Source organism: Actinopolymorpha sp. NPDC004070 (assembly GCF_040610475.1).
Classification (GTDB): Bacteria; Actinomycetota; Actinomycetes; order Propionibacteriales; family Actinopolymorphaceae; genus Actinopolymorpha.
The window spans coordinates 61,027-77,255 of sequence record NZ_JBEXMJ010000001.1 but is presented as its reverse complement, the minus strand read 5'-3'; the positions used below and the strand labels follow the sequence as shown (position 1 = coordinate 77,255).

The following is a 16,229-nucleotide window of genomic DNA, read 5'->3' as shown; positions in this document are numbered from 1 at the left end:
ACAGTCAACTACGAGCAGGACCGACGTGGACAGCTTCAGGAACGAGGCTGGGGGTTGCCGTGGCCGAATCTCACGAGGAACCAGAACGCGACCGTGCCAGCACCGGTGGCACTGCCGGCCTGGCGTCGAACCTGGCGGCGGACATCGCCTCGGACCTCGCCTCGGGGGCGACCGCGGTGAGCCGCGCGCTGACCGGGACGTCGGCGAGCCGCATGTTGGTACGCCGGGGCTTCCTCCTCCGCAAGCTGTACGCGGATGTGGTCGGCGCTGACGGCGAGGTGCTGGTCGCCCACCTGGCGTGGCTGCGGGTCGCCGGGATACACACGCCCTACGCCGTCGTCGAACGCTACCCCGCCGGAGGAGGGCGGGAGGTGCTGCGCGGACGCCCGATCGCGGGCTCGCCCAGGCGGCGGCGGGACGGCGGGATGGAGTACTCCATCGGCATCCGGGACGGGCGAACCCTTCGACTGGTCCACCACGCACCGGTGCCCGCCTGGCACCCGTCCGACCCGCAGATCGGTCCGCGGGTGCACTGGCATGTGGCGGTGCCGTACGCGCGGGCCGACGTCTCCTGGGAAAGCGGTGGTGCTGGAGGCACCCGCATTTCCGGCTCTGTTTCCGGGGCCGGCTACGCCGACTGGGTGTGGCTGCGGCTGCCGCCCCGCCTGCTCGGGCTGCGGCGGCTGTGGTGGGGCCGAGTCCATCTGCCGGACAGGGCGGTCGTGTTCACCAGCGTCGACCGGGCGAACGGCGAGCGGTGGACGAGGGTCGCCGAGTGGCGGGTGGGCGGGGATGGAACCGGCGGGGATCCGGTCGAGGTCGTCGCGGACGGCGCGCCCCCGATCGCCGGACCCGGCGAGGACTCGGGCATTTGGACCGTCCCCGCTCCGCGCGGCCCGGTCTCCCTCGAACCACTACGGGTGCTGCACGAGGGCGAGCCGCTGGACGTCGACCGGTTCCCCGACTCGTTGGAGCGGTGGGGCAGCCGGCTGGCCAGCGGTGCGACGTATGAGATCCGCTGCCTCAGCAGGGCGCACGACGAGGCGGGCGCGACCGGCATGGCCGTGCACGAGTCGATCCGGTTCGGTCGCTGAGGGGCCGGGGCAAGCCTGCCTTGACACCAGCACGCTCGCGCTATCCGTAGGCACCCGTGGGCAGGAAACCGAGCAGCCGCCGTAGCCGCGGGTCAGCTCCGGCGTACACGTGGTCGGGCATCTGGTAGTTCATGAACGGGAAGTAGCGGTGGCCGATGAGGCGATGTGCGTACGAAACCTGGCTGACGTATCGCGTCCGCTCGCTGAGGTTGGGGTGGCCACGATGCCACACCTGGCAGCTGAACATGATCGCCGTGCCCGCCTTGCCGTACGCCGTCACCACGTCCTGTTCCCAGCGCGTTCCCTCCACGGTCGGCGGGCAGTGGGCGCCGAACAGGTGTGAGCCGGGCACGAACTGCGTCGGTCCGTGGCGCAGGTCGGTCACGTCGGTGAGGTAGTAGTTGCAGGTGAACAGGAGGACGGGCAGGCGCACGTTGGCCGGCGGCTCGCCGTGGGTCACGAGGTAGTGCGGAGGATCGTCCTGGTGCCAGGTCGAGATACCTGCCTGGGTCGGTGTCCGGAACGCGTTGTTGTGCACGACGTGGACGTTCTCCGGGCCGAGGCCGGGGCGGTCGGAGCCGATGAGCCGTTCGGCGAACGTGACGATCGGTTCGTGGTCGAACAGCCGCAGATGCGCCTTGCTGCGTTCGAACATGCGTACCTGGATCTCGACCTGCCCGGCGTTGTTGGGCGCGGCGCCGATCGCGTCGTCGAGGTCGGTACGAAGCTCCCGTACAAGATCATCCGGCAGGGCGTTCTCGACCACCAGGAACCCGTCGCGGTGGAATCGCTCGATCCAGTCGTCCAGCGGCGGATCAGCGTCCGCGCGGACCGGTGAGACGGCAGTGGTCATGATGCCGTCCCGAGCTGGTCCCACACACCGAGGACGTAGAGCGCGGCCGGACTCAGCCGGTTCCGCGTGCGTACGCGGAGGTACTCCGCCTGGTCGAGCTGCTGTGGCTGGTCGCGCCTGGTGAAGTAGGAGTGCAGCGCGCGCCGGGGCCGGTCGCTGTTGTTCTGCGTGCCGCCGTGCCACAGATGACTGTTGAACACCACCACCGTGCCGGCCGGCGCGAGCAGCTGGATCTCGTCCGGGTGGGTGGCTCGCGGGTCGCCGTTCAGCTCGTCGGCGGGACCGACGCCACGCTTGCGGTGCGAGCCCGGCACCACCCTCGTGGCGCCGTTCTCGGCGGTGAAGTCGTCCAGCAACCAGATCGAGTTGCAGACCTGGTAGCCCTGCCCCTCCTTCAGGACACCCCAGTCCGCATGCAACCCCTGGTGACCCTGGCCGGGCAGCGCCGCCCTGCTGTTGAGCGAGGAAAGTTTGAACTCACCGAGCACATGAGCGACGGCCGCGAGCACCACCGGATGGGTGAAGCACACCTCGAACATCGGGTCCTTGTTCACCAGGTCCGACAGCCGGTCGGTGCCCGCCTCCTGGTGCACCTCCGCACCCGCGCGGCTCCCCTCGATCCGGGACAGCTCGGCCAGCCGCTCCCCGAACGCGGCCACCTGCTCCGGCGACAGGATCCCGGGGAGCGGCGCGAACCCGTCGGTGTCGAGTTGCGCCTTCGTCTTCGCGTCGAGCAGGTCGTCGGTCACGCCGAGTTCCCTCAGCGCCGTCTCCATGTCCATGGCGTCCTTGACGTCCTTGCCGTTCATGCCCTGCCGTCCTCTGCACTCACGCCCGGCGGCTCATCCCGGCCCCTTCTTCGAAGCCTGCCGCAGGACGAGCGCCATCACCATGCACGAAACACGTATTCCCATGCACATTTCGAGCATCGAATCGGCAGCTCGACGGCACCACCGGCATGTGACGCTCGGCCGCCCGATCAGCGGTACTTATCCCAGCGGCTTGGGTCGGCCTCGAGCGCGGCGCGGTCCCAGTTGCCGCGTTCGGCCGCGGCCGCGTACGTCGTGTGCAGGAACCGCAGCAGGGTCTCGTCAGGATCGTCGGCGGTCCGCACCGCCTCGTACGGCAACAGGAACTGCTGGAACTGCGGGTTGTAGTGGGCCGCCGCCGGCTCGACGGGGTAGTCGGCGAAGCCGTCCGGCTCGGGATAGGCGTACGCGTAGAAGGCACCTTCCTCACCGCCCCCGGGCCAGAAGCCGCAGCTGCTGAGCTCGCGGGAGTACCCCTCCACCATCACCCAGTCGCCACAGTTGGGCGCACCGCCGGGATGCTCGGGTGCGGGCCGCCCGGAGAAACGGGTGCACGCCAGGTCGAGCGCACCCCAGAAGACGTGCACCGGGCTCACCTTGCCGACGAAATACGACCTGAAGATCCCGATGACCCGGCTCGCCTGGACGAGCTGGCGCCAGAACAGGTGAACGGCGTCCGCGTCGTAGGCGGAGTGCTGGGTGTCCTCGGCGAACGGGATCGCCGGCTCGACCTCGTTGGGCCGCGCGAGGATCTGGATCTCGAAGCCCAGCCGGCCAAGGGCCTGCATGGTCTGGCGGTAGAACTCCGCGACCGACTTCGGTTCGAGAGCGACGGTCTCCACGCCGCCGTCACTGGACCGGATGACGAGCTGGTGCGCGCAGAAGTCGAACTCGATGTCGAAGAGTCTGTCGCCGTACGGGATGCTGCCGGTCGTCAGCCCGCGCGGGCTGACATAGAGGGTGACCTGCCACCAGTGGTTCAGCAACGGCGCCTGTGTCAACCTGATCTTGCCCACGATCTGGGTCCACATGTGCAGCGTATCGCGGGTGTCGGTCCAGTCGTCCACGCGCAGGCTCGGCCACGCCTCGTGCTTGGCTGTCTGCGTCTTCTCCATGTCGCCGATCCCCTCGGCTCTCGTCCTCTGCTGGGCGTCTGCGAGACACGATAGGGCGGCCCCACACGTCCGCGTGTCGCAAAGAGCGTTCCAGCGCATCTTCTCGCGATGTTCTCGGAACGACAAAGCGCCGCTCCGCATTGGAAACGCGCAGACGCTGCGCCGGGCTGCCGGTCAGCGGACGGTCAAGAATTGCCCAACGTGGGAGCCGCGGGCCGAGTGTGTCCGTTGAAGTGATGGCGCACCCCGCGCGGTAAGAAACGGAGATCATCATGGGCCTGACCGGTGGCGGGTTCCTCGCTTTGTCTGTGACGGTCGCGATCGTCGTGATCGGCCTGGCCCTGTGGGCGCTGTCCCGGATCAACGGCCGGGGGCTTCGTCCTCTGCTCGCCCGGCTCGGCGTCCTGGTGGCTGCCCAACTGGCGGCGATCCTGGCACTGGGGGTCGTCGTGAACGACAACTTCCAGTTCTACACGTCGATGTCCGATCTCCTTGGTACGGCGAACAACCAGGCCGCCGCCGGCGACACTGTGGTCAAGAATGTCGACCCCCAGACGCCGGTCACGAGCGGAGCGGGCCAGAAGGGAAAACCGTACGACTCCGTGCAGATCCGTTCGGGGATTCTCCCGGCAGCGACGGCCAGGGACTCCGGTGAGATCCTCGACGTCACCGTTCACGGTGCCAGGTCCGGACTGAGTTCCCAGGCGTACGTCTACCTTCCTCCGTCGTATTTCTCCGCCACCTACGCACACAGGCGGATGCCCGGCCTGATCGTGATGCCCGGTTACCCGAGCACCGCGTCCAACCTGATCATGCGGATGGCCTACCCCTGGGCGTTGGAGTCGCAGATCAAGCACCACCACGCCCGGCCCATGGTGCTTGTGATGACGAACGAGACGGTCACGCCGCCGCGCGACACCGAGTGCACCGACGTGGAGCACGGTCCGAAGACGGAGACGTTCCTCGCCCGGGACCTCACCGACGCGATCTCGGCGAAGTTCCGCGTCGCCCGGCCGGGCGCCGGATGGGGGCTGATGGGTGACTCCACCGGCGGCTTCTGCGCGGTGAAGATGGCGATGAACTACCCGCACCGGTTCACCTCGGCGGTGTCGCTGTCCGGCTACTACCACGCGATCATGGACTTCACGACCGGTGACCTGTTCGGACGCAACCGGAACCTGCAGCACATGAACGACCCCGAGTGGCTGCTGGGCCACCGCCCGGCCCCGCCGGTCTCGGTCCTGGTCACGACCAGCAGGACGGAGAGCCGGGTGCTGCCAGACACCCGGAAGTTCCTGTCGATGGTCAAGCCGCCGATGCGGGCGTCGTCCATCATCCTGCCGTCCGGCGGGCACAACTTCGGCGCGTGGAAGGGCGAGATGCCGCCCTGCCTGGACTGGCTGTCGACACATCTGTGGACGGTCGCGAACGCAGGTCACCCGGCGACGTCGCCCAAGCGGTCACTGGTCAACCCGATGATCACTCGGCACCGCGCAGCTCCCCACCAAGGCAGTCACGCGTAGGAGCGCTGCCCGTCTGCCTGGCCGCTGCGCGCCGAACCGCCTACGGTGTGCTGGATGACCGAGCACGCGGTGCTGGCGGAGTCGGCGTACTGGCAGATCCTGCGTCCCGGGCACGCACTGACCGACGGCCACGTGGCGCTGCGACTGAACGACGGCGCTTCGCTCGACGAGGACGGGGTCGCGGCCGACCTCCTGCGCACCTACCGCACCGTCCGGTCGGGCCTGCGCTCCGGACTCGGGTGCGACGGGTTCGGGGTGAGCTTCGCCTGGACGTGGGTTCCGTACGGTGACGGGATCGGCGAGCCACGGACGGAATGGCCCCAGCCGGCGGTCCACATCTTCGGGCGTGCGCCGAACGAGCGGGTGAAGCCGGTCAGGATGATGGCACTGCCGGTCCACGAACGCCGTGCGGTCACGCCGGAGTCGGGGCGGGAGCACCTCGACCGCCGGCTGGCCGATGCGTTCGCCACCGATGCCGGCAGATCGCCGCTCCCCGAGTTGGGGGCGAGCCCGGCCGACTGCGACGGCTGCAGGCCCGAGGTGGCCCGCGACCAGGAACTCTGGCGCGCCGACGGCGTCCGCGTCATCCGCCCTCGCGTCCCGCAGACAGAAGCGAACGTCCTGGTACTCCCCACGCGTCACGTGGTGAGTCCGGCATCCCTGCTGCCGGCGGAGATCGTGTCGTACGTCAGCCGGCTGCGGGAGGTGCGCGCGTATTTCGCCGACAGGTTCGCAGCGACCGGGCTGAGCTGCTTCCTCAACGACGGCGCCCGCGCCGGCCAGGAAACACCCCATGTCCACGTTCACGTCTTCGGGCGTTCGGTGGACGAGCCGCGGAACCCGTTCGAGGTGCTCGCCCGGCGCATCGGAGTCGCGCGACCGTCGTGAATCACGCCCGGGCGGGCATCGCGTCTCCTAGCATGAGCGCGTACTGATCACCTTCGCAGTACGGGCCGCGCGCAGGGGGTGCGCCGCCGATCCCTTTCCGGAGGACATCGTGCGTGGAGTTGTGGAGCACATCGTCGGTGGAGGGCGTCGTGGGTGAACCACGCGTCCATCCGGGCGCGGACGTCGACGAGCGCTCGACGCTCGGCGAGGACACCACCATCTGGCACCTGGCGCAGGTACGCGAGCACGCCGTCCTCGGCACCGACTGCATCGTCGGACGCGGCGCCTACGTCGGGCCCGGCGTGCGGATCGGTGACCGGGTGAAGCTGCAGAACCACGCGCTGGTGTACGAGCCCGCCGTTCTGGAGGACGAGGTGTTCATCGGCCCGGCCGTGGTGCTGACCAACGACCTCTACCCGCGCTCGGCCGACGTCGACGGCAAGCTCAAGCGGCCCGACGACTGGGACGCACTGGGAGTCACGGTGCGCCGGGGTGCGTCGATCGGCGCTCGCGCCGTCGTGGTCGCCGGTCACACCATCGGCCGTTGGGCACTGGTGGCCGCCGGTGCCGTGGTGACCAGGGACGTGCCGGACTTCGCCCTCGTGGTGGGCGTGCCTGCGCGACGGATCGGCTGGGTGGGGCGAGCGGGCGAACCGCTCAGCCCGCTTGACGATTCCGGGTCAGGCGTACGTCACTGGCGCTGCCCTCGCACAGGCGAACGCTACCTGGAACGCGACGGATACCTGACGTACGACCAGTCGTGACCCGAACGCGGGAAGGTGGCCTGAGTCGGCCACCCCTGCGGTGGCGCACGACATCCCGCTGACACTGCTCTGCGTGACGATTCGATCCGATTCCACGAAAAACGCCCCAACGGGGCGAACGGTGTCCGAAGATCGTCGCAGTACCCCGGCAGTCGATCCTGACCCGGCAGGTTCACCTCTCACTTCGCGACGCGGCGAACAACGAGTGTGCCCGAAGCATGCCCGACAACACGACCAGAGCACCTCGACACGTCACCGCGGCGCGTCCCACGAACGACCCACGTACGACTGAGACTGCAGGAAGAGAAGGGACTCCGATGAATCCCATCGGCCTGGCCGTGATCGGCGCCGGCTACTGGGGCCCCAACCTGGTGCGCAACGCACAGGCGACTCCGGCCCTCCGGTTGGAATGGCTGTGCGACCTGGACACCGACCGTGCCCGGTCAGTTCTCGGCCCCTACTCCACGGTCGGTACGACCGATTCCTACGACCAGGTGCTCGCCGATCCGAACGTCGGGGCCGTGGCCATCGCGACTCCGGCCGCCACCCACTTCGACCTGGTGCGCGCAGCGCTGGAGGCCGGAAAGCACGTCCTGGTGGAGAAGCCGCTCACTCCTTCGTCCGCGGACGCGGCCAAGCTGGTCAACCTCGCCGAGGAGGCGGGGCTGACGCTGATGTGCGACCACACCTACTGCTACACACCGGCGGTACGCAAGATCCGCGAGCTGGTGCACGGCGGTGAGATCGGCGAGGTGCAGTTCGTCGACTCGGTACGCATCAACCTGGGCCTGGTACAACCCGACGTCGACGTGCTGTGGGACCTCGCGCCGCACGACCTGTCCATCCTGGACTTCGTGCTTCCGCCGGGGATGCGGCCGGTCGCGGTGGCAGCGCAGGCCGCGGACCCGATCGTCGCCGGGCGCGCCTGCGTCGCCTACCTCACGGTGTGGTTCGGCGGGGAGACGATGGCGCACGTCCACGTGAACTGGCTCAGCCCGACGAAGATCCGTACCACCGTGATCGGCGGATCGCGGCGCACCATCGTGTGGGACGACCTGAACCCGCAGCAGCGGGTCTCGGTGCACGACCGCGGCGTGGACCTCACCCCGGCAAGTCACCTGGATCCGGAGGAACGCCGCGCGGCCCTGATCTCCTACCGGGTCGGGGACATCCAGGTTCCCGCGCTGCAGGAGCGGGAGGCACTGCGGTCTGTGATGGAGGAGTTCGCCGCGGCCATCGGGGAGGGCAGGCCCGCGTTGACAGACGGGCGCGCCGGCCTTCGGGTCGTGCGGTTGCTGGAAGCCGCGTCGCGAAGCATCGCGGCCGGCGGATCGAAGGAACTCGTCGAGGGGGACGACTGATGATCGAGGGAAGCCGCTGCCTGGTCACGGGGGGCGCGGGCACGATCGGCTCGACGATCGTGGACCATCTGCTGGCGGCGGGAGCTGCCGACGTCGTGGTGCTGGACAACCTGGTGCGCGGCCGGCGGGACAACCTCGCCACCGCCCTGGAGTCGGGCCGGGTGACCCTCGTCGAGGGCGACATCCGCGACCGGGCGCTGCTGCGTGCGTCGATGGCCGGCACCGACCTGGTCTTCCACCAGGCGGCGATCCGGATCACCCAGTGCGCGGAGGAGCCACGGCTGGCGCTGGAGGTGCTGGTCGACGGCACGTTCGAGGTGATCGAGGCGGCCGCGGATCTCGGCGTACGCAAGGTGGTGGCCGCCTCGTCGGCGTCGGTGTACGGGCTGGCCGAGCAGTTCCCGACGCCGGAAACCCAGCACCCGTACGACAACGACACCTTCTACGGCGCGGCGAAGGCGTTCAACGAGGGCATGCTGCGCAGCTTCCACGCGATGCGTGGACTGGACTACGTGGCCCTGCGCTACTTCAACGTGTACGGCCCGCGGATGGACATCCACGGCCTCTACACCGAGGTGCTGATCCGCTGGATGGAGCGCATCGAGTACGGCAAGCCGCCGCTGATCCTCGGCGACGGCCTGCAGACGATGGACTTCGTCTACACCGACGACATCGCCCGGGCCAACCTGCTGGCCGCCCAGGCCGACGTGACGGACCAGGTGTTCAACATCGGGTTCGGCGCCGAGACCAGCCTGCGCGAACTGGCCGAGGCGCTGATGCGGGTGATGGGCGCCGAAGACCTCGGCCTGGAGTTCGGTCCCGCACGCGCGGTGAACGGCGTGAGCCGGCGGCTGGCCGACATCTCCCGTACCCACCAGGCGCTGGGCTGGAAGCCCGAGGTCGACCTGGACGAGGGTCTGCGCCGGCTGGTGGCCTGGTGGCGGGCCGAGCGGCGGGTCCCTGCATGATCGTCTTCTTCGCCGGTACCGCGTACGACGGGTTGGCGGGCACCGACCGGCACCTTGCCGACGCGCTCGCCGCGCTGGCGCCGGTGTTGTACGTCGACCCGCCGTGCTCGGTGCTCACGCCGTTGCTGCGTACGCGGCCGGCGGCGGCGATGCGCGCCCGGTCGATGCTCGGACCTGCGCTGCGGCAGGAGAATCCCGGCCTGTGGCGGCTGGTGCCGCGGGTGCTTCCTGGGACCAGGCGCCCGGGAATGCACCACGTCACCACCAGGTGGACCCGTGCCAAGGTGCGGCGCGCGGCGGCCCGGCTCGGGCAGCCGGTGACGGCGGCGATCGCCACCGTGCCCGACGACCTGCTCCGCGCGGTCGAGGGCGTGCCCACGATGTACTACGTCACCGACGACCTGGCGGCCGGCGCGGAGCTGCTGGGGCTGCCGCGTCGACGGCTGCTTGCGGCCGAGCGGCGTCAGGCACGGACCGCCGACACTCTCGCGGTGGTCTCGCCGGTGCTGGGAGAACGCTTCGGCGCCATGGGACTGGACGCGGCAGTGGTGCCGAACGGCTGCCTGCCCAGCGCTTACGAGGGGGTCGAGGAGGCGGCGTGGCCGGACGACGTACCGCGGTTCGACCGTCCGGCCGCGGGGTTCGTCGGCACCATCAACGGCCGGATCGACCTGGACCTGCTGGAAGGGGTGGCCGACGCCGGGCATCCTCTCCTGCTGGTCGGCCCGCGGGACCCGTCCTGTCCGGCGGAGCGGTTCGCCGCACTGACCGCGCGGCCGGACGTGGTGTGGACGGGAATGCGGCCGCACACGGAACTCCCCCGCTACCTGCGGGCGATCGCGGTGGGGTTGACGCCGTACGTCCTGAACGATTTCAACCGGGCGAGCTTCCCGCTGAAGACGTTGGAGTACCTCGCCGCCGGGCGCGCGGTCGTCTCGACCGCGCTGCCCGCGACCGACTGGCTGCGCGAGGACACCGAGGGCGCCGCCCTGATCAGGGCCGAGTCCTCGCGCGAGGCGTTCGTGAAGGCGGTCGGTGACGAGCTGGCCGCTGCAGCCTCGGCCGAGAACGGCGAAGCCGAGCACAGCATGGCCGGACGTCGCCGCGCGTACGCCGCGCGGCACGACTGGAAGCATCGGGCCCGCGAGATCGCGGACCTGCTGGACCAAGTGGGGGGACCACGTGATTCCGGTGATCAGGCCCGTCCTGGGCGATGAAGAGGCGGCGGCGGTCGCTGAGGTGGTGCGCTCCGGCTGGGTGGCGCAGGGCCCGCGGGTGGCCGCGTTCGAGGAGGCGTTCGCGGACCGGATGGGCGCCGCGTACGGCGTTGCCACCTCGTCCTGCACGACCGCCCTGCACCTAGCGTTGCTGCTGGCGGGGGTGGGGCCCGGCGACCACGTCGTGGTCCCGTCGCTGTCGTTCATCGCCACCGCGAACGCCGCCCGCTACGTGGGCGCGGAACCGGTGTTCGCCGACGTCGACCCGACCACCGGCAACCTCACCGGCAAGACCGTCGAGGCGGTGCTCACCGAACGGACCCGCGCGGTGATCGCGGTGGACCAGGCGGGCGTCCCGGTGGACCTGGACGAGCTCCGGGCGGTGTGTGACCCGCGCGGCATCCCGGTGGTCGAGGACGCCGCGTGTGCGGCCGGCTCGAACTATCGCGACCGCCCGGTGGGAGCCGGAGCAGAGTTGGCCGCGTGGTCGTTCCACCCCCGCAAGCTGCTGACCACCGGCGAGGGCGGCATGCTGACGCTCGCGTCGGAGGAAATCGCCCGGCGGGCCCGCCGGCTACGCGAACACGGCATGAGTGTCAGCGCCGCGGACCGGCACGCCAGCGGCAAGGTCGTCATCGAGGAGTACCTCGAGACCGGCTACAACTTCCGGATGACCGACCTGCAGGCGGCGCTGGGCCTGGTCCAGCTCACCCGACTGACCGAGGTGGTCCAGCGGCGCCGTGACCTGGCGGCTCGCTACCAGCGGCTGCTCGCCGACGTGCCCGGCGTCCTCACCGTGCGCGACCCGCTGTACGGGCGGACCAACTACCAGTCGTTCTGGATCGTGCTGCCGGAGGACTTCCCGGTCGGCCGGGACGCGCTCCTGGAACGGCTCCTGGCCGCGGGTATCTCCGGGCGGCGCGGGATCATGGCCGCGCACCGCGAACCCGCGTACTCCACCTCGACTTCGGGGCGGGCAGCCGACCTGCCGGTGACCGACCGGCTCACCACCCGCTCGCTAATCCTGCCGTTGTTCCATGAGATGACCGAGGAAGAACAGGACCGCGTGGTGCACGTCATCGCCACCGCGGCCGGCCGATGAAGATCCTCGTCTACCCGCATGCGATGGAGCTCGGCGGCAGCCAGCTCAACGCCGTCGAACTCGCCGGGGCGGTCCGCGACCTCGGCCACCAGGTGACCGTGATCAGCGATCCGGGACCGTTGGTGCAACGGGTGGTTGACACGGGCCTGGAGCACATCCAGCTGCCCACCGACCGTCGGCGTCCCTCCCCCGCCACCGTGCGGCGGTTGCGTTCCCTGGTGAAGGAACGCGGGTTCGACGTCGTGCACGGGTACGAATGGCCGCCAGGGGTGGAGGCGTACTTCGCCGCAGGTCGTCGCCGCGACGTCGCCGCCACCTGCACGGTCATGTCGATGTCGGTCGCGCCGTTCCTGCCCGCGGACCTGTCGCTCGCGGTGGGTACGGCACAGATCCGGCTGTCGGTGCTGGAGCAGCGCTTCCAGCGGCGCCGTGGCGGCCGGCACTCCGGCCGTGGCTTCGGCTTCGACCCCGGCCTGGTCAACCTGCTCGAGCCACCGGTCGACCTGGCGGCCAACCGGCCCGGGCACCCGACCGACGCGTTCCGCGCGCAACACGGGCTTGACGACGCCGAGGACGCCGGCCTGCTGGACGTGGTGGTGGTCTGCCGGCTGGTGCCAGAGCTGAAGCTGGAAGGCGTTCTGACCGCTGTCGACGTGGTGGGTGAGCTGGCGCGCGAACTGCCGCTGCGGCTGGTGGTCGTCGGCGACGGGTCCGCGCGCGAGCAGGTGGAGGCTCGGGCGGCCGCCGCCAACGACCGGGCGGGCCGCCGTGCCGTCGTACTCACCGGTGCCCTGGACGACCCGCGGCCCGCCTACGCGGCTGCGTCGGTCACGCTCGGCATGGGTGGTTCCGCCCTGCGTGCACTGGCGTTCGGGCAGCCGCTGATCGTGCAGGGCGAGGAGGGGTTCTTCGAGCTGCTGACCCCGGAGTCGAGCAGAACCTTCCTGCGCCAGGGGTGGTACGGCCTGGGCGGTGACGGCGCGGCCACGCTGGCACGGATCCTGCGTGTGCTCGCCGCCGACGAGGCTCGGCGCAAGGAACTGGGCGACTACGGCCTGCACCTGGTCGCCGAGCGGTTCAGCCTGGAAGGCGCCGCCCTGCTTCAGGAGGCCATCTACCTCGACGCGCTGGAACGCGCGGGCAGTGGCAGACGACCGCGGGCCACGCGGGAGGCGGTACGCACGGTCGCCGGCGTCGTCGCGCACAAGGTGCGCCGCCGGCGAGAGCGACGTCGCGGAACCCTGGCCACCGACGACTTCAACGCGCTGGCCAACCGGGAGACGCAGCGGTGAGCAGGTTCGCGATCCGCGACGACGACCCGTTGTTCGCCAGGGCATTCCGGGCAGCCGGCTGGAGCTTCGTCAACACCGCCGTCTCCCGGCTCGGGACGCTCGCCATCGGCATCGCGCTGGCCCGCATCCTCGGCCCACAGGAGTTCGGGACGTTCGCGGTGGCGATGGTCGCACTGCTGGCCATCCTCAGCTTCAACGAGCTCGGTGTCTCCCTGGCGATCGTCCGCTGGCCGGGCGATCCGAAGGAGGTCGCGCCGACCGTCGCGACGATCTCGGTGGTCACCAGCGTCGCGATGTACGTGGTCTGCTATCTCGGCGCACCGGCGTTCGCCGCGGCGATGGGTGCGCCGGACGCCGCGGGAGTGGTTCGCGTCCTGACGTTCAACGTCGTGATCAACGGAGTGGTGGCGGCGCCGGTCGCCCTCGTGCAGCGCGCGTTCCGCCAGGACCGCAAGATGATCGCCGACCAGGTGAACAACTGGCTGGGCACAGCCGTGTCGATCGCGCTCGCGCTGGCCGGCATGGGCGCGATGAGCCTGGCGGTCGGCCGGCTCGTCGGTGCGCTGACCTCCGGAGTGCTGTACGTGCGCTTCTCGCCGGAGCCGCTGCGGCTGGGCTTCGACGCCGGCGTGGCCCGGCGGCTGCTGCGGTTCGGCCTGCCGCTGGCGGGATCCAGCATGGTGATGTTCGCGGCGGGTAGCGTCGACCAGTTCGTCGTCGGCAAGGTGCTGGGCGCGACCGCCCTCGGCTTCTACGTCCTCGCGTTCAACCTGTCCAGCTGGCCGGTGCAGATGTTCTCCCAGCCGGTACGCGGAGTCGCACCGGCCGCGTTCGCCCGGCTGCAGGGAGACCTGCCCGCCATGCGGCGTACGTTCCTGTCCACTGCCGGGCTGCTCGCCGGCCTCACGCTGCCGGTGTGCCTGTTGCTGAGCGGATCCGCGCAGCCGCTGATCCACTTCGTCTACGGCGCCTCCTGGTCCACCGCGGCGCACGGACTGGTGTGGCTCGCGCTGCTCGGCGCGTTCCGCATCCTGTTCGAGCTGATGTACGACTACTTCGTCGTGCTGGCGCGCACGCGGGCGGTGTTCACCATCCAGCTGCTCTGGTTGATCGCGCTGGTGCCCGCCCTGGTGGTCGGGGCCCGGCTCGGCGGCATCGCCGGGGTCGGTGTCGCGCACATCCTGGTCGCCGTGGTGCTCGTCCTACCCCTGTACCTGTGGGAGCTGCACCGCCACGGCATTCGCCTCGCTGCCGTCACCAGAGGGCTCGGCCTGCCGGTGCTGGTGGCCGCCGGGGTGGGCGCAGTCGCGACCCTCGCCCACCGGGTGATCCCATTCGACCTGCTGGCACTGGCGTTGGCCGGCGTGGTCGCGGTGGCCGCGGTGGCTGCCCTGCTGTACCGCATGCGCGGTGTGTTCGCCGACCTGAAAGCGATGGAGCAACCCGATGCCGGCACCTCGTGACCTGTTGATCGTCGGCAGCGGCGGCTTCGCCCGCGAGACGGCACAACTCGTGGGCGTCCATCCCGGCTGGCGCCTGACCGGCTTCTGCGACGACGCGCCGTCGACCCACGGCACGGTCGTGGACGGAGTGCGAGTGCTCGGCCCGGTCGACGACATCGTCGAGGAGACCGTCCGGCGTACGGACGCACAGCTCGTGGTGTGCGCCGGCAACCCGCGCGACTACGGCAGCCGCGCCCGGATCGTCGCCCGGCTGGAGCGGCTGGGAGTGCGACCGGACCGGTACGCCACCCTCGTCCACCCGGCGGCGTCGGTCGGGCCGTCGTGCACGCTCGGGCCCGGCTGCGTGCTGCTGGCTCAGACGGTGCTCACCGCGTCCGTACGACTGGGTGCGCACGTCGCGGTGATGCCGCACGTCACCCTCACCCACGACGACGTGGTGGAGGACTACGTGACCCTCGCGTCCGGCGTACGCCTCGGTGGCGGCGTCCGGGTCGGCGCCGGAGCCTACCTAGGTGCGGGCGCGATGGTACGGGAGAAGCTCGCGATCGGGACCGGATCCCTGGTGGGGATGGGATCTCTGGTCCTCGCCGACGTTCCGGCCGGGCAGGTCTGGGTGGGTTCTCCAGCTCGCTTTCTGCGTTCCACGTAAGCAACATCTCTGGGGGGATGACATGACAACTGTTCCGTTCGTCGACCTGCGTGCCGCGCACGCCGAGATCGAGACCGAGGTCCGCGCGGGCTTCGACCAGGTGCTGGCTGCCACCGCCTTCGTGAAGGGGCCGGACGTCGCGGCGTTCGAGGAGGAGTACGCCGCGTTCTGCGGAGTCTCGCACTGCGTCGGCCTCGGCAACGGCACCGACGCGATCGAGCTCGCGCTGCGAGCCGCCGGGGTGGGTCCGGGCACCGAGGTCGTCGTACCCGCGAACACCTTCGTGGCCACCGTCGAGGCGGTCGTGCGGGCGGGTGCGCAACCTGTGCTTGTCGACGTCGACAAGGACACCTTGCTGATCGATCCCGAACAGGTGGCGGCTGCGATCGGCCCGAGGACGCGGGCGATCGTGCCGGTCCACCTGTACGGGCGGCTGGCGCCGGTCGCCGAGCTGCTCGACCTCGGGCCCACCGTCGTGGAGGATGCGGCCCAGTCACAGGGCGCGGTCCGCGACGGCCGCCGGACTGTCGGCGCGATCGCGGCGACCAGCTTCTACCCGGGCAAGAACCTCGGCGCCTACGGTGACGCGGGCGCCGTGGTGACCGACTCCCCCGAGCTCGCCCGCGCCGTCCGGCTGCTCGCCGACCACGGCAGCGAACGCAAGTACGTCCACGAGACGCTCGGGTTCAACTCCCGGATGGACACCCTGCAGGCCGTGGTGCTGCGGGCCAAGCTGCGCCGGCTGCAGAAGTGGAACAGCCAGCGTGCCGATGCCGCCACGCGCTACACCGAGATGCTGGCCGGGCTGCCGGGACTGGTGCTGCCGGAGGCCGGTTCGGACGGCGAGCACGTCTGGCACCTGTACGTGGTGCGGGTGCCCGACCGTGAGCAGGTGGCGGCGGTGCTCGGCGAGCTCGGTGTGGCGTACGGCATCCACTACCCGGTGCCGGTCCACCTGACCCCGGCGTTCCGGTCGCTCGGCCACGAGGCGGGCGACTTCCCCGTCACCGAGGAGGCCGCCGGGCACATCCTGTCGTTGCCGATGTTCCCCCAGATCACCGTGTCGCAACAGGAACAGGTCGTCCAGGCGGTCCGCAAGGCTCTCGGGTGACCTGACGCCCTCGCGTCGGC

At 70.4% G+C, this 16,229-nt stretch carries 15 protein-coding genes; 12 read left to right on the top strand and 3 right to left on the bottom strand.

Annotation, left to right across the window (positions count from 1 at the left end; translation table 11 throughout):
• Window positions 1-59: 59 nt before the first annotated feature.
• Complete coding sequence (locus ABZV93_RS00350) at window positions 60-1,094, top strand: hypothetical protein (protein WP_354927917.1); 1,035 nt, start codon at window positions 60-62, stop codon at window positions 1,092-1,094.
• Window positions 1,095-1,134: 40 nt separating this feature from the next.
• Here ABZV93_RS00350 and ABZV93_RS00345 read toward each other — a convergent pair whose 3' ends face one another.
• The 3 genes from ABZV93_RS00345 to ABZV93_RS00335 form a co-directional block, all read right to left on the bottom strand.
• Window positions 1,135-1,947, bottom strand: coding sequence for a phytanoyl-CoA dioxygenase family protein (locus ABZV93_RS00345; protein ID WP_354927914.1), 813 nt, complete (start codon window positions 1,945-1,947; stop codon window positions 1,135-1,137).
• Window positions 1,944-2,756 (bottom strand): phytanoyl-CoA dioxygenase family protein, encoded by an 813-nt coding sequence (locus ABZV93_RS00340; RefSeq protein ID WP_354927912.1) that lies wholly within the window; start codon window positions 2,754-2,756, stop codon window positions 1,944-1,946. Before ABZV93_RS00340 ends, ABZV93_RS00345 begins: the two co-directional genes overlap by 4 nt.
• Before the next feature lie 170 nt (window positions 2,757-2,926).
• On the bottom strand, window positions 2,927-3,871 hold the full coding sequence (locus tag ABZV93_RS00335) for a DUF5996 family protein (protein WP_354927910.1): 945 nt from the start codon (window positions 3,869-3,871) through the stop codon (window positions 2,927-2,929).
• Window positions 3,872-4,143: 272 nt separating this feature from the next.
• Here ABZV93_RS00335 and ABZV93_RS00330 point away from each other — a divergent pair, with 272 nt between their 5' ends.
• From ABZV93_RS00330 to ABZV93_RS00280, 11 genes are all read left to right on the top strand, one after another.
• On the top strand, window positions 4,144-5,394 hold the full coding sequence (locus ABZV93_RS00330) for an alpha/beta hydrolase-fold protein (RefSeq protein ID WP_354927907.1): 1,251 nt from the start codon (window positions 4,144-4,146) through the stop codon (window positions 5,392-5,394).
• Between the two features lie 54 nt (window positions 5,395-5,448).
• Window positions 5,449-6,282, top strand: coding sequence for an HIT domain-containing protein (locus ABZV93_RS00325; RefSeq protein ID WP_354927904.1), 834 nt, complete (start codon window positions 5,449-5,451; stop codon window positions 6,280-6,282).
• Between the two features lie 149 nt (window positions 6,283-6,431).
• Complete coding sequence (locus ABZV93_RS00320) at window positions 6,432-7,046, top strand: acyltransferase (protein WP_354927901.1); 615 nt, start codon at window positions 6,432-6,434, stop codon at window positions 7,044-7,046.
• A 317-nt stretch (window positions 7,047-7,363) separates the two neighbouring features.
• Window positions 7,364-8,407 carry a Gfo/Idh/MocA family oxidoreductase gene (locus tag ABZV93_RS00315; RefSeq protein WP_354927898.1) on the top strand — a complete coding sequence of 348 codons (1,044 nt, stop codon included), beginning with the start codon at window positions 7,364-7,366 and terminating at the stop codon, window positions 8,405-8,407.
• Window positions 8,407-9,375: an NAD-dependent epimerase/dehydratase family protein gene (locus ABZV93_RS00310; protein ID WP_354927895.1), complete on the top strand. Its 969-nt coding sequence runs from the start codon at window positions 8,407-8,409 to the stop codon at window positions 9,373-9,375. The genes ABZV93_RS00315 and ABZV93_RS00310 overlap by 1 nt, the downstream gene beginning before the upstream one ends.
• A complete protein-coding gene (locus tag ABZV93_RS00305; protein ID WP_354927893.1) occupies window positions 9,372-10,592 on the top strand; it encodes a glycosyltransferase in 1,221 nt (406 codons plus the stop codon). Before ABZV93_RS00310 ends, ABZV93_RS00305 begins: the two co-directional genes overlap by 4 nt.
• Window positions 10,567-11,694: a DegT/DnrJ/EryC1/StrS family aminotransferase gene (locus tag ABZV93_RS00300; protein WP_354927890.1), complete on the top strand. Its 1,128-nt coding sequence runs from the start codon at window positions 10,567-10,569 to the stop codon at window positions 11,692-11,694. Before ABZV93_RS00305 ends, ABZV93_RS00300 begins: the two co-directional genes overlap by 26 nt.
• On the top strand, window positions 11,691-12,986 hold the full coding sequence (locus tag ABZV93_RS00295; protein ID WP_354927887.1) for a glycosyltransferase: 1,296 nt from the start codon (window positions 11,691-11,693) through the stop codon (window positions 12,984-12,986). Before ABZV93_RS00300 ends, ABZV93_RS00295 begins: the two co-directional genes overlap by 4 nt.
• Entirely contained in the window at window positions 12,983-14,449 is a 1,467-nt protein-coding gene (locus ABZV93_RS00290) for an oligosaccharide flippase family protein (RefSeq protein WP_354927884.1), read from the top strand. The genes ABZV93_RS00295 and ABZV93_RS00290 overlap by 4 nt, the downstream gene beginning before the upstream one ends.
• Window positions 14,433-15,098, top strand: a complete 666-nt coding sequence (locus ABZV93_RS00285) for a NeuD/PglB/VioB family sugar acetyltransferase (protein WP_354927881.1) — start codon at window positions 14,433-14,435, stop codon at window positions 15,096-15,098. Before ABZV93_RS00290 ends, ABZV93_RS00285 begins: the two co-directional genes overlap by 17 nt.
• A gap of 22 nt (window positions 15,099-15,120) precedes the next feature.
• A complete protein-coding gene (locus ABZV93_RS00280) occupies window positions 15,121-16,209 on the top strand; it encodes a DegT/DnrJ/EryC1/StrS family aminotransferase (RefSeq protein WP_354927878.1) in 1,089 nt (362 codons plus the stop codon).
• Window positions 16,210-16,229 lie beyond the last annotated feature (20 nt).

Bases quoted from the DNA above. Each gene is read 5' to 3' on its own strand.
- ABZV93_RS00345 (WP_354927914.1), bottom strand. From the start codon at position 1,947: ATGACCACTGCCGTCTCACCGGTCCGCGCGGACGCTGATCCGCCGCTG.
- ABZV93_RS00340 (WP_354927912.1), bottom strand. From the start codon at position 2,756: ATGAACGGCAAGGACGTCAAGGACGCCATGGACATGGAGACGGCGCTG.
- ABZV93_RS00335 (WP_354927910.1), bottom strand. From the start codon at position 3,871: ATGGAGAAGACGCAGACAGCCAAGCACGAGGCGTGGCCGAGCCTGCGC.
- ABZV93_RS00330 (WP_354927907.1), top strand. From the start codon at position 4,144: ATGGGCCTGACCGGTGGCGGGTTCCTCGCTTTGTCTGTGACGGTCGCG.
- ABZV93_RS00325 (WP_354927904.1), top strand. From the start codon at position 5,449: ATGACCGAGCACGCGGTGCTGGCGGAGTCGGCGTACTGGCAGATCCTG.
- ABZV93_RS00315 (WP_354927898.1), top strand. From the start codon at position 7,364: ATGAATCCCATCGGCCTGGCCGTGATCGGCGCCGGCTACTGGGGCCCC.
- ABZV93_RS00310 (WP_354927895.1), top strand. From the start codon at position 8,407: ATGATCGAGGGAAGCCGCTGCCTGGTCACGGGGGGCGCGGGCACGATC.
- ABZV93_RS00305 (WP_354927893.1), top strand. From the start codon at position 9,372: ATGATCGTCTTCTTCGCCGGTACCGCGTACGACGGGTTGGCGGGCACC.
- ABZV93_RS00295 (WP_354927887.1), top strand. From the start codon at position 11,691: ATGAAGATCCTCGTCTACCCGCATGCGATGGAGCTCGGCGGCAGCCAG.
- ABZV93_RS00285 (WP_354927881.1), top strand. From the start codon at position 14,433: ATGCCGGCACCTCGTGACCTGTTGATCGTCGGCAGCGGCGGCTTCGCC.
- ABZV93_RS00280 (WP_354927878.1), top strand. From the start codon at position 15,121: ATGACAACTGTTCCGTTCGTCGACCTGCGTGCCGCGCACGCCGAGATC.